Genomic DNA, 12976 nt, shown 5'->3' with positions numbered 1-12976 from the left:
CGGTCAGGCGGTCAGGCGGGCACGGTGAGCCGCCAGGCGGCGGGGCGGACGGTCCAGGTGCGGGAGCGGACCGGGCCGGAGAGTTCACTGTCGGCCTCGTAGCTGAAGGCGCGGCCGGCCACGGTGACGGTCCGCGCCCGTACCCGCAGGGCGCGGTCGGCCGCCGGGGTGCGGACCAGCACCTCGACGGCTCCGTCCGCCGGGCCGGTCCGCCCGTTCGCGGTGCCGGGCACCCCGTCCAGGGTGGCGAGCCGGACCGCCACCAGGCGCACCGGCCGGTCGATGTCGGCGAGCAGGTCGCCGTCGGCCTCCACCCGGAGCCGGTGGCCCGGCGAGCCGGGCAGGGCGAGGGTGCCGGGCCGTACCGCGCGGACCAGTGTCCGGGCGGTGCGGCCGAGCCCGGCCGGGGTCAGCAGAGACCACCAGGGGCCGGGCGCCGATATGGTCCCGTGGTCGGCCGCAGCCGGTTTCGCTGAGGGCGAACACGGTGGCAGGTCGTCGGCGCCATCCGGATCCTCGTGCGCCTCTTCGGGCTCCGCGTGCCCGGCCGATGCCCCGACCGCCCCGCGTGCGCCGGTACCGTCGGGGGCGCCCGAGGCGTCATGCAGCGCGCCGCCGCCCCGCACGCCCGTACGGGCCGGTGCGCGCCCAGGGATGTACACCTCGCCGAGCACCACTCCGCCGCTGTCGTCCACCAGCAGATCCAGCGACCGCTCATGGCCGCCCAGCACCGTCCGGGCCGCCGCCACGGGCTCCTCGGGAATGCCCAAAGCCCTGGCCAGAGCCACTTCGGCGGCCTCGCCGACGGGTATCAGGCCCACCGCGTCGACGGCCAGCTCACGCTGCCGGTGCAGGGTCTGCACCACCCGTTGCAGTGCCCGGTCGTCACCGATCACCACCGGTCGCTTCCGACCTCGATGAGCAAGCACCCGGTCGAGTTCCGCCGGGCTCTCCGGGACCGCGACCTTCACCGCGGCGCTGCCGCAGAGCACGTCCCTGGCGATCCGTACGGACTCCCCGTCCACCCGTCGGGCGGTGGGGGCGATGACCACCAGCAGCGGCTGCCCCGCCGTGCGCTCGGACGACACACGCGGTCCTTCCTCAGGTAATCTCTCGGTGCAAGAGCCCCTTGCGCTGTTGCGCCAGGGGCTTCGTCTATCTCGGGGCCGAATCCGGCGGCCTTCCGCCGCCAGGATGCCCCGCCCGGAAGGGGTGTACGCCTGTGCCCGCACTCGTGCTACTCGGCGCTCAGTGGGGTGACGAGGGCAAGGGGAAGGCCACCGACCTCCTCGGCGGTTCCGTGGACTACGTGGTCCGCTACCAGGGCGGCAACAATGCCGGTCATACCGTGGTCGTCGGCGATCAGAAGTATGCGCTCCATCTTCTCCCCTCCGGCATCCTCAGCCCCAACTGCACCCCTGTCATCGGCAATGGCGTCGTCATCGACCCGGGTGTGCTGCTCTCCGAGCTGTCGGGTCTCCAGGACCGTGGGATCGACACCTCCAAGCTGCTGATCTCCGGCAACGCCCACCTGATCACGCCCTACCACCGGACCCTCGACAAGGTCACCGAGCGGTTCCTGGGCAAGCGGCGGATCGGCACCACCGGGCGGGGCATCGGCCCGGCCTACGCCGACAAGATCAACCGGGTGGGCATCCGGGTGCAGGACCTCTTCGACGAGTCCATCCTTCAGCAGAAGGTCGAGGCTGCCCTCCACGACAAGAACCAGATCCTGGTCAAGCTCTACAACCGCCGGGCGATGCCGGCCGATCTGGTGGTCCAGGAGTACCTCGGCTACGCCGAGAAGATCCGCCCGTACCTCGCCGACACCACCCTGGTCCTCAACCAGGCGCTGGACGCCGGCAAGGTGGTGCTGCTGGAGGGCGGCCAGGGCACCCTGCTGGACGTGGACCACGGCACGTACCCCTTTGTGACCTCGTCCAACCCGACCTCGGGCGGCGCCTGCACCGGTTCCGGCATCGGCCCCACCCGCATCGACCGGGTGATCGGCATCCTCAAGGCGTACACCACCCGGGTGGGCTCCGGCCCGTTCCCGACCGAGCTGCTGGACGACGACGGCGAGGCGCTGCGCCGGATCGGCGGCGAGCGCGGCGTCACCACCGGCCGCGACCGCCGCTGCGGCTGGTTCGACGCGGTGATCGCCCGCTACGCGACCCGGGTCAACGGCCTCACCGACTTCTTCCTCACCAAGCTGGACGTGCTCACCGGGTGGGAGCAGATCCCGGTCTGCGTCGCCTATGAGATCGACGGCAGGCGGGTCGAGGAACTGCCGTACAACCAGTCGGACTTCCACCACGCCAAGCCGGTCTACGAGATGCTGCCGGGCTGGTCGGAGGACATCACCAAGGCCAAGACCTTCGCGGACCTGCCGAAGAACGCGCAGGCGTATGTGAAGGCCCTGGAGGAGATGTCGGGCGCCCCGATCTCCGCCGTCGGCGTCGGCCCCGGCCGCACCGAGACGATCGAGATCAACTCCTTCCTCTGACCATCTGACGCGGAGCCGCGAAGCCGCACCGGGACTCTGGCCCTCTTTGAACTAGTGCAGAAGATGATTGCACCTAGTTCAAAGCAGGGCTAGAGTCCTCGGCATGCCCGCCAAGACGCCCGCCCCCACCGTCCTCGAAGGCCGCTGCGTCCGCCTGGAGCCGCTGACCACGGACCACCTGCCCGACCTCTTCGCGGCCGGCGGCGGGGACGAGGAGCTGTGGCGCTGGATGCCGGTCGACACCCCCCGCACCGAGGCAGAGCTGCGCGCCATCGCCGAGAAGCTGCTCGCCGACGCCGAACGCGGGCGCTATGTCGCCTTCGCGGTGATCGACCGCACCACCGGCCGCGCCGTCGGCTGGACCACCTACCTGGACATCGACGAGCACGACGAGCGGCTGGAGATCGGCTGGACCTGGTACGGCCGCGCCGTCTGGCGCACCGCCGTCAACACCGAGTCCAAGCTGCTGCTGCTCACCCATGCCTTCGAGGAACTGGGCTACGGCCGGGTGCAGTGGAAGACCCACCACCGCAATGAGCGCTCCCAGAACGCCATCGCCCGCCTCGGCGCGGTCCGCGAGGGCGTGCTGCGCCGCCACCGCCTCCAGCCGGACGGCAGCTGGCGGGACAGCGTCTACTTCTCGATGCTCGCCGACGAGTGGCCGGCCGCCAGGGCCCGGCTGACCGAGCGGCTGGCCCAGGGCTGAGCCGGGATGGAGCCGGGACTGAGCCGGGCCGGGTGACAAGGTGTCGGGCCGGCGGGTCAGCGGCAGACAGGGTGCAGCTGCCCCCGGGGCGGCCGCGCTGCCTAGGGTGTCCTCCATGAGCATCTCCGCCGACCCCTCCGCGGGGCAGGCCGTCAAGGCCGCCGACCGCGCGCACGTCTTCCACTCGTGGTCCGCGCAGGGCCTGATCGACCCCCTCGCCGTGGCCGGCGCGGAGGGCTCGTACTTCTGGGACTACGACGGCCGGAAGTACCTGGACTTCTCCTCCCAGCTGGTCAACACCAACATCGGCCACCAGCACCCCGCCGTGGTCGCCGCGATCCAGCAGCAGGCGGCGAAGCTCTGCACCTTCGCCCCCGCCTTCGCCCTGGACGTACGCAGCGAGGCCGCCCGGCTGATCGCCGAGCTGACCCCCGGCGACCTGGACAAGGTGTTCTTCACCAACGGCGGCGCGGAGGCCAACGAGAACGCCGTCCGGATGGCCCGGCTGCACACCGGCCGGCAGAAGGTGCTCTCCACCTACCGCTCCTACCACGGCGCCACCGCCAACGCGATCGCCCTCACCGGTGACCCGCGCCGCTGGCCCAATGAGACCGGCACCTCCGGCGTGGTCCACTTCTGGGGGCCCTACCCGTACCGCACCAACTTCCACGCCGACAGTGAGGCGCAGGAGTGCGAGCGGGCGCTGGCCCACCTGGAGCAGGTGATCGCCTTCGAGGGCCCGCAGACGGTGGCCGCGGTCATCCTGGAGACCGTGGTCGGCACGGCCGGCATCCTGGTGCCGCCGGCCGGCTACCTGGCCGGGGTGCGGGAGATCTGCGACCGGTACGGGATCGTCTTCATCCTGGACGAGGTGATGGCCGGCTTCGGCCGCACCGGCGAGTGGTTCGCCGCCGACCACTGGGGCGTCGTCCCGGACCTGCTGACCTTCGCCAAGGGCGTCAACTCCGGCTATGTGCCGCTGGGCGGCGTCGCCATCTCCGAGCGGATCGCGGCCACCTTCGCCGAGCGCCCCTACCCCGGCGGCCTCACCTACTCCGGCCACCCGCTGGCCTGCGCCTCCGCCGTGGCGACCATCAACGCGATGCGCGAGGAGCGGATCGTGGAGAACGCCCGGGAGATCGGCGAGCGGGTGCTCGGCCCCGGTCTGCGTGAGCTGGCCGAGCGCCACCCCTCGGTCGGCGAGGTGCGCGGCATGGGCGTCTTCTGGGCGCTGGAGCTGGTCCGCGACCGCGCCACCCGCGAGCCGCTGGTGCCGTACAACGCGGCGGGCGCGGCCAACCAGCCGATGGCCGAGCTGGCCGCCGCCTGCAAGCAGCGCGGCCTGTGGCCGTTCGTCAATATGAACCGGCTGCATGTGGTGCCGCCGTGCAATGTCTCCGAGGCTGAGGCCAAGGAGGGTCTGGCGATCCTGGACGAGGCGCTGACCGCCGCCGACGCCCACACCGCCTGACACAGAGCACACCCCGCCGACGGGTCGGCGGCCGCCCCGGCACCACGGGCTGGCCGCCGACCCGTCGGCCGTCCACGCCGGGCAGCCGACGACAGCCGACGACAACCGGCGACCGCCGGCGACCGCCGACGACCGCCGACGACAGCCGACGACCGCCGACGGCCGGGAAACCCCAAGGCGTGCTGTCGGCCCCTTCGCGTACGGTGTACGGAAGGCCGGCCCCCGAGGAGGAGTGCGCAGATGCACGCTGGCAGCGGACCGACCGCCGTGCGGCGCAGCAGCCTCCGTGAGCAGATCGCCAACGCCCTGCGCGAGGAGATGATGGCCGGGCGGCTGGTCGCGGGCCACCGCTTCACCGTCAAGGAGATCGCCGACCTCTACGGCGTCTCGGCGACCCCGGCCCGCGAGGCGCTGGTCGACCTCACCGCGCAGGGGCTGCTGCGGATCGAGCACCACCGGGGGTTCGCCGTCCCCGCCCTCACCTGGGAGGACTTCCTCGACATCATCGAGGCCCGAATCCTGCTGACGGACAATGTCTTCCGCCATCTGCGCCGCCGCGCTTCGGGCATCGACGGGAGCCGGCTGCCGACCGTCCACCGCCGCGCGGAGGCGGCGACCCGGGCGGCGCGGGCCGGGCAGCTGGACGTCCTGGTCGGCTGCGACCGCCGGTTCTGGCAGGAGGTCACCGGGCTGCTCGGCAATGCGCGGATCGCCGACTACCTGGACTGGCTGCGGGTCCAGTCCTGGATGTACGCGGCGCCCTTTCTGCGGGGCCGGTCCGACCTGTCGCGGCTCTGCTGGGACGGCCACCTCGACCTGGTGGAGCGGATCGCCGAGCGGGACGGCGCCGGGGCGCAGCGCACCGTCGTGGAGTACAACCGGTCCCTGGTCGAGCTGATGGCCAGGCTGAGCGGCCGTCAACTCGAAGCCGCCGCACGGCTGCCGCTGCTCTTCGACGAGCCGGCCGCAGCGTCGGCAGCAGCGCCGGCCGACGGGTGCGGGGCCCGGTCCCAGGCCGTACCCGGCCAGCACGACCCGTGCCGGGTGCCCGGCCGGTAGGGTGAGCCTCCGGTACCCGTGAAGCGCGCGCAGCGCCACGGTGTACGACCCGTCCCCTCTCCCCGACGCCTCGCGCGAACAGCGCACAGGAGTGCCCGTGGCCTGCGACATCTGGCTCGTCCCGCTCGTGGACGTTCTCTGCCACGCCCCGGAGAACCCCTTCCGGGACGACCTCGACGTCTACAACGCCGCCCTGGTGGCGCATGGACTGCCCGAGGTGCCGGTGTACCGCTATATGCCGGGGCTGAGCGGCGACGTCGAACCGGTCGCCGCCTTCGACTACGACTCGCTGCACTTCCTGCGCCGCGCCTACCTGCTCCAGCTCACCGGCTTCGACGTGGCGCCGGTGGATGAGCTGGGCAGCGACTACGAGCAGCTGCTGGAGATGTTCGAGGGCCCGGCCGAGCAGTCCCACCTGGTCTGGCACTTCGACCACGCCGGCGCCTATGTCCCGGTGGACTTCGCGACGCCGCTGGTGGACGAGACGCTGCTGGCCGCCGGCGGCCCGCTCGGCTCGGCGCACGGGCTGCTGCGCGAACTCCAGGTCGTGGCACCGGCGCTGGGCATCGACCCGGCCGCGCCGCCGATGCCGACCCGGCCACTGGCCCCGACCGACCTGGAGCAGCCCTTCAACCCGCCGCTGGACGACCTGGGACCGTTCGCCCGGGAGCGGCACGCCTGGGCCGGACTGCACGCGGCGGCGGTGCGCAGCCTGGGCCAGGGCTCGATGATCGTCTTCGCCTGACCGCAGCCCCGGCCCCGTCGTACCGCCCTGCCGGGCGGTCCCTCAGCGCAGCGGCCCCCCCTCCGGGGGCCGCTGGCGCGGCATGGTCGGCCGGGTGCCCGGCGCCGGGAGGACCCGCACCTGGGCCCCCTGGCTGCCCTCGCTGCGACCGCCCCAGACGCCCGGGGCCTGGGTCGGCAGCTGGGTCATCACCGCGCGGAACTCCAGCATCCACTCGGCGGTCTCGCTGCGCACCATGTCCGAGACGTCCTCGCAGAACCGCCGCAGCACCCCCAGGCAGCGCTCCGCCGCCTCACCCGCGGTGCCCTCGGTGGGGCCGAGCACCTCCCGGACGCACTCCGAGGCCCAGTCGAACTGGAACGCCTCCAGGCGCCGCTGGAGCGCCTGCGCGGTGCTGACGTCCCGCATCCAGCCCGAGGTGAGGCCGAAGGCGCGGTCCGCCGCGAGGCAGGCGCCGGCCAGCACCAGCAGCACATAGCCCCAGTGCGAGGCGCCGACCCACTCCCCGGTCAGGTCGATCAGCGGCAGCACCGCGCCGCCGACCGCGCAGAGCGCGGCCAGCAGCCGCAGCGCGCGGGCCGCGCGGCGCTTCCAGGCGCGGTCGCGCAGGTACCAGTCGACGGCCTCGACGGCCCGCTCCTCCGACCAGCGGTACAGCTCCTCCAGCCGTTCGGCGGGCTCGCCCCAGTCACCCAAGGGGAACTGGCGCGCGCTCAGGTCGGTACGGCGAGGCCTGGACCCGTCGGCGGCGGTGGTCGCCGTGGACTGGTCCTCCTCGCCTGGTTCGTTGCCCCAGGCGTTCTCCTCGGGCTGCATTTCCGGCTGGCTCACCTGTGGGACTCCCTGTGCGGCCGTACCGGCCGGGTGCCGGCAGCTCTCCAAGAAGACTTCTTACCGCCAAATGGCTGACCGTGGGGACCTTCCGTTGTGATCGTCCTCGCGGAAGGGTGCCGGACACCGAGGTGGGAGGCATTTGCGGGGCTTTGCGGATTTCACCCGGGAGAGTGGGTGTTCGGCGGCCCCCAAAAGTGACGGAATCGACAAATCGCTGATTCCGCAGACCTGCCCGGGCCCCGGCCTGGGCCCGGCCCCACCCCGGCCTGGGCCCTGCGCCGACCGGCCCCGCGCCGCCAGGCACTACCCTTGCCAGGCGTGAAGGTCCTTGTCATCGGCGGCGGCGCCCGCGAACACGCCCTGTGCCGCTCCCTGTCCCTCGACCCCGACGTCACCGAGCTGCACTGCGCCCCCGGCAACGCCGGTATCGCGCAGGTCGCCCGGCTCCACCCGGTCGATCAGCTGGACGGCTCCGCGGTGGCCGACCTGGCCTCCTCGCTCGGCGCCGACCTGGTGGTCGTCGGCCCGGAGGCCCCCCTGGTGGCCGGCGTCGCCGACGCCGTCCGCGACCGCTCCATCCCGGTCTTCGGCCCCTCCCGGGAGGCCGCGCAGCTGGAGGGTTCCAAGGCCTTCGCCAAGGACGTGATGGCCGCCGCCGGGGTGCCCACCGCCCGCTCCTATGTCTGCACCACCCCCGAGCAGGCCGCCGCCGCGCTCGACGCCTTCGGCGCCCCCTATGTGGTCAAGGACGACGGCCTGGCCGCCGGCAAGGGCGTGGTCGTCACCGCCGACCGGGAGGCCGCCCTCGCCCACGCCGCGTCCTGCGGCCGGGTGGTGATCGAGGAGTTCCTGGACGGCCCCGAGGTCTCGCTCTTCGCGGTCACCGACGGCGTCAGCGTGGTCCCGTTGCAGCCCGCGCAGGACTTCAAGCGGGTCGGCGACGGCGACCAGGGCCCCAACACCGGCGGCATGGGCGCCTACTCGCCGCTGCCCTGGGCCGACCCCAAGCTGGTGGACGAGGTACTGGAGACCGTGCTCCAGCCGACCGTCGACGAACTGCGCCGCCGTGGCACCCCCTTCTCCGGGCTGCTCTACGCGGGCCTGGCGATCACCTCGCGCGGCGTCCGGGTGATCGAGTTCAATGCGCGCTTCGGCGACCCGGAGACCCAGGTGGTGCTGGCCCGGCTGAAGACACCGCTGGCCGGTCTGCTGCTCGCGGCCGCCACCGGCAGGCTCGGCGAGTCGGCGCCGCTGCGCTGGAGCGACGGCGCGGCCGTCACCGTGGTGATCGCCGCCGAGGGCTACCCGGCGGCGCCCCGCTCCGGCGACCCCATCGGCGGGCTGGCCGAGGCCGAGGCCGCCGACGGCACCGCCTACGTCCTGCACGCGGGCACCCGGCTCGGCGAGGGCGGCGAGATCCTGTCGGCCGGCGGCCGGGTGCTCTCCGCCACCGCCACTGGCAAGGACCTCGCCGAGGCCCGCGCACGGGCGTATGACGCGGTGGCCAGGGTCAGCCTGGCGGGCTCCCACCACCGCACCGACATCGCGCTGAAGGCCGCCGAGTAGGCGGTCCCGGCGGGACGGGGCCTTGGGCCCGGTGATGTGCAGGGCCGAGGCCCCTCACACCACCGGGCCCAAGGCCCCGACTCTTTTCCGGGACCGGGCACCGGCCCGCCGCCGGGTGCCGAACGGAGCCGCCCGCACAGTCCTTCGGGTGACGCGAGAGGCATCCGGCTGACGCCGGGAGGGCGGCGGCCTTATGGTGCCCAGAACCGCGGTTCCGGGCCGCGACCTCGGGGGGAGTCCCGCCGGGTGGCCGTGCCCGTACAGGGGGATGCTGCGGTCCAGGGACATCCGCCTCTTTCGGGGGAAGGAGACGGAATCCGGAACGGCGGCCCGTGCGCAGGCGTCAGATGTGGCAGAGACGCCACGGAGAGTGCCCGATCGATGATCGGACCATGGCGGTTCTCCATCGTTCCACCGTTCCATCGTTCCACTTGTGAACTCGTGAACTCTTCGGACCGGGCCGAGGTGCCCGCCGTCGGAGCAGGACCGGCGGACGGGCACGGCGGCGGCAGGGGGTGTGGCGGCAGGTGGCAGGCGTCGACGCGGCACGTGCACGTGCCCATGCGGTTCTGCGGGTCCGCGGCCTGGCCGTGGCGGCCGCCGCGCTGCCCACGGCCGTCGCCGTCGTCCTGCTCGCCGGGCGGCTCACCGGCAGACTCGGTGCCCCGGGCTCGGCCGACGCCGCCGCCTGGGACACCGCCCGCTGGATCGCCTGCGGCCTGGCCGCCCTCTCGCTGCTGGTGGCGGGCGCCGTGGCCGGGGTCTTCGCCCGGGCCCGGCCGCTGCGCACCCCCGCCGTGACCGTGCGCGAGCAGGAGGCGCCCGAGCTCTACCGGCTGGTCCGCGACCTCGCCGCCCGGATGGAGGTCCCGGCTCCGTCCGCCATCGCCCTCACCCCCGACTGCGACAGCTGGCTGGAGGACCCGGACCCCGCCGAGCCCGGCCGCCTGCTGCCCGGCCGCCGACCGGAGCCGTCCGCGCCGGTGCTGGTCATAGGCTCGCCCTTCCTCTGGTGGATGCGCGTCCCCGAGCTGCGCGCCCTGCTGGCCCCCGTGGTGGCCGGCACCGCCGCCTCCGCCGACCCGGAGATCGCCGCCGCCCGCCGCTTCGTCCGCGGCCTGGACGCCGCCGGAGCCGCCGTCCGGCGCGGCCGTGCCGCCGACCGGGGCCGCTCCCCGGCGGCCCCCGCCCGCCGGCTGCTGCGCCGCCCCGCCCTCGCCGTCCTCGACCGGGTCACCCGGGCGCTGCTGGGCGCCTGCCGGGGCCACGCGGCGGAACTGGAGCGCGCCGTCGCCGCCTGGGCCTCCGAGCAGGCCCAGGCCGTCGACTACGGACTGCGCATCGCCGCTCAGGAGCAGGTCGGCCTCGCCTACGCCGGATGGGACCGGCTGCTCACCCGCGTCGCCCTGCCCGCCTGGCGGATCCGCAGCCTCCCCGCCCACCTCAACGCGGGCGTGGTGGCCGCGCTGACCGAGCTCTCCCGCCGCGACCGGCTCGCCGAGGGGTTCGAGCAGCGCCTCGGCGACCGGCCCGCCTGCGACCTCCTGGAGGAGCCCGGCGCGGTGGACGAGGCGACCTCGCTGCTCGCCGCCCGGCTCTTCCACGGCGTCCTGGGTGACGCGGCGGCCGGCGGCCGGGGGTGGAGCCGGGTCGGCTGGGAGGAGTACCCCGGCGGCGTGGTGGACCGCATCTGGCGGACCCAGGCCGCCGCCCTCCACGACGCCGTCGACCGGACCGAGCCGGGCGGCCCCGGAAACGGCCCGCTGCCCCGCCTCGGCCCGGGCGGACCCACCGCCGCCGACACCGGGCCGACTCTCGCCCGGGTGCTGGAGCGGCTGCGCGCGGGCGGCAGCGACCGGCTTGCGGCGGCGCTGGGGGCGCCCGCCGACCCCGCGTGCGCCCCTCCCGGCGATCCGGCGGAGCCCGGGGCGGTACTGCTGCCGGTGCCGCCGCGTACGGGGCGCGACCTCCTGGTCGACCATGTCACCGCGATGGTCTGCTGCGCGGCCGTGGACACCGCCGGCGCCGTACCCGGCCTCGACTGGCTGGACGGCCCGGCGCTGCTGGTCGGCGGCGCCCGCCGGGTGGACTTCGCCGCCCCCGTCGCGCGCGCGGTCGAGCAGGGGGACGACGGCCCGCTGCGCGACTGGCTGGAGGACGTCGGCGTGCGGCTGGAGAAACCGGTCAGACTCGCCTGACGCCGCTTTCGTACCGGTTCCACCACGTCGGCAAGGACGGCTGTCATATTCATACGCACGCGGGGTGACGAAACGGTGGCGGGATGTGATGTGCTGGACGCACGCCGGGCGCGGGCGGCCGGACGGCCGCCGCACTCTGCCGCGTCCGCGCCGGGGCCAGGAGGGACGAGTGGGGACGGATCAGATCCGCCGCTGGGAGTCGGGCGCGCTCGCCCACGGAGTCACCGATCCCTTCGGTCAGGGCCCGCTGCCCTGGCTGCGCGGCGCCGACACCTATGTCGAGGGCTCCGGCCCCGACACCGCCGGGACCGTGATGCCCTGGTACGTCGACCTCGGCGCCCCCGGGCAGCAACTGCTGCCCGGCGCCCGGCAGGACCGTGACTCCGGCTCGGTCGGCGCCCCCCGCAACTCCGACGACGTGGACTGCCAGATCAAGGGCTTCGCCTCGGCCGGGGTGGTGCGGCCCGGCGGCTCCGTCGACCTGCGGGTCACCGTGGACCCGCCCCGCGAGTTCACCGTGGACGTCTACCGCATCGGCCACTACGGCGGCGCCGGCGCCCACCACATGACCTCCGGACCGGGTGTCAGCGGCCTCAAGCAGCCGCCCCCGCTGGTGGCGGGCCGCACCGTCTCCTGCCACCACTGGTGGCTCTCCTGGCGGCTCCAGATCCCCGCACACTGGCAGCCGGGGGCGTATGTCGCGGTCCTCACCACCATCGACAACCGCCACCGCAGCCACATCCCCTTCACCGTGCGCGACGACCACCCGGCCGATCTGCTGCTCCTCCTCCCGGACGTCACTTGGCAGGCGTACAACCTCTTCCCGGAGGACGGCCACACCGGCGCCAGCCTGTACCACGCCTGGGACGGGGACGGTCGGCTGCTCGGCGAGCAGGACGCCGCCGTCACCGTCTCCTTCGACCGCCCCTACGCCGGCGCCGGGCTGCCCCTCCACGTCGGGCATGCCTATGACTTCGTGCGCTGGGCGGAGCGCTACGGCTACGACCTCGCCTACGCCACCGCCACCGACCTGCACGCCGGGGCGGTCGACCCGACCCGCTACCGGGGCCTGGTCTTCCCCGGCCACGACGAGTACTGGTCGGTGCCCATGCGGCGGGCGGCGGAGCGCGCCCGCGCCGCCGGTACCTCGCTGGTCTTCCTCTCCGCCAACACCATGTACTGGCGGGTCGAGCTGGCCCCCTCCCCGGCCGGCGAGCCGGACCGGCTGGTCAGCTGCCGCAAACGCCGCCGCCCCGGCCCCGGCGTCCCCTTCCAGGGCCCTGCGGGGGCGCGCAGCGCGCTCTGGCGGGACGCGGGCGAGCCCGAGCAGCAACTGCTGGGCATCCAGTACGCCGGACGGGTGCCCGAGCCGGCGCCGCTGATCGTCCGCAATGCCCACCACTGGCTCTGGGAGGGCACCGGCCTCCGCGAGGAGGAGCCGGTGCCGGGCCTGGTCGCCGGAGAGGCCGACCACTACTACCCCCGGGTGGCCCTGCCCGACCACACCGAGCGCATCCTGCTGGCGCACTCCCCGTACCGCGACACGGCCGGTATCCGCCGCCACCACGAGACCTCGCTCTACCAGGCCCCCAGCGGTGCGTGGGTCTTCGCCTCGGGCACCTTCGCCTGGTCTCCGGCCCTGGGTCGGCCGGGGCATACGGATGAGCGGGTGCAGCGGGCGACGGCCAATCTGCTGGATCGGATCTGCGAGCACGGCTGAGCCGCCCGGGGTCGCGTACGGGGGCTGCGGCGGACTTCGCGCTGCCGGGTCACCGATGGGTGCGGGCCGTGGCACGGCCGGTATCCGCCGCCGCCGCGCTCTTCGGGGCGCGCTGGGTCGGCCGGGGCATACGGATGAGCGGGTGCAGCGGGCGACGGCCAATCTGCTGGA

General features: G+C 74.2%; 10 protein-coding genes. 8 read left to right on the top strand and 2 right to left on the bottom strand.

Annotated features, from left to right (window positions below; genetic code table 11):
• Nucleotides 1-11 precede the first annotated feature (11 nt).
• The gene (locus tag C7M71_RS14300) at nt 12-1088 is read right to left on the bottom strand and encodes a hypothetical protein (RefSeq protein WP_229758718.1); all 1077 of its coding nucleotides are present in this window, start codon (nt 1086-1088) and stop codon (nt 12-14) included.
• A gap of 134 nt (nt 1089-1222) precedes the next feature.
• Here C7M71_RS14300 and C7M71_RS14295 point away from each other — a divergent pair, with 134 nt between their 5' ends.
• The 5 genes from C7M71_RS14295 (at nt 1223) to C7M71_RS14275 (ending at nt 6487) form a co-directional block, all read left to right on the top strand.
• On the top strand, nt 1223-2506 hold the full coding sequence (locus C7M71_RS14295) for an adenylosuccinate synthase (RefSeq protein ID WP_111492658.1): 1284 nt from the start codon (nt 1223-1225) through the stop codon (nt 2504-2506).
• A gap of 103 nt (nt 2507-2609) precedes the next feature.
• Entirely contained in the window at nt 2610-3212 is a 603-nt protein-coding gene (locus C7M71_RS14290) for a GNAT family N-acetyltransferase (RefSeq protein ID WP_111492659.1), read from the top strand.
• A gap of 115 nt (nt 3213-3327) precedes the next feature.
• On the top strand, nt 3328-4683 hold the full coding sequence (locus tag C7M71_RS14285) for an aspartate aminotransferase family protein (protein WP_111492660.1): 1356 nt from the start codon (nt 3328-3330) through the stop codon (nt 4681-4683).
• Between the two features lie 240 nt (nt 4684-4923).
• A complete protein-coding gene (locus C7M71_RS14280; RefSeq protein ID WP_111492661.1) occupies nt 4924-5742 on the top strand; it encodes a GntR family transcriptional regulator in 819 nt (272 codons plus the stop codon).
• Between the two features lie 97 nt (nt 5743-5839).
• Complete coding sequence (locus C7M71_RS14275) at nt 5840-6487, top strand: hypothetical protein (RefSeq protein ID WP_111492662.1); 648 nt, start codon at nt 5840-5842, stop codon at nt 6485-6487.
• A 42-nt stretch (nt 6488-6529) separates the two neighbouring features.
• Here the strand turns inward: C7M71_RS14275 and C7M71_RS14270 are convergent, their stop codons facing one another.
• Nucleotides 6530-7318, bottom strand: coding sequence for an SLATT domain-containing protein (locus C7M71_RS14270; RefSeq protein ID WP_229758717.1), 789 nt, complete (start codon nt 7316-7318; stop codon nt 6530-6532).
• A gap of 321 nt (nt 7319-7639) precedes the next feature.
• Here C7M71_RS14270 and purD point away from each other — a divergent pair, with 321 nt between their 5' ends.
• The 3 genes from purD to C7M71_RS14255 all read left to right on the top strand — a co-directional run bounded on the left by purD (nt 7640) and on the right by C7M71_RS14255 (nt 12805).
• Nucleotides 7640-8887: a phosphoribosylamine--glycine ligase gene (gene purD / locus C7M71_RS14265; protein WP_111492664.1), complete on the top strand. Its 1248-nt coding sequence runs from the start codon at nt 7640-7642 to the stop codon at nt 8885-8887.
• Nucleotides 8888-9414: 527 nt separating this feature from the next.
• Nucleotides 9415-11085: a hypothetical protein gene (locus C7M71_RS14260; RefSeq protein ID WP_229758716.1), complete on the top strand. Its 1671-nt coding sequence runs from the start codon at nt 9415-9417 to the stop codon at nt 11083-11085.
• Between the two features lie 169 nt (nt 11086-11254).
• Nucleotides 11255-12805 (top strand): N,N-dimethylformamidase beta subunit family domain-containing protein, encoded by a 1551-nt coding sequence (locus C7M71_RS14255; protein ID WP_111495201.1) that lies wholly within the window; start codon nt 11255-11257, stop codon nt 12803-12805.
• Nucleotides 12806-12976: the final 171 nt, after the last annotated feature.

This window comes from Peterkaempfera bronchialis (assembly GCF_003258605.2).
Taxonomy (GTDB): Bacteria; Actinomycetota; Actinomycetes; order Streptomycetales; family Streptomycetaceae; genus Peterkaempfera; species Peterkaempfera bronchialis.
This window is presented reverse-complemented; position numbering and strand designations above follow the sequence as displayed.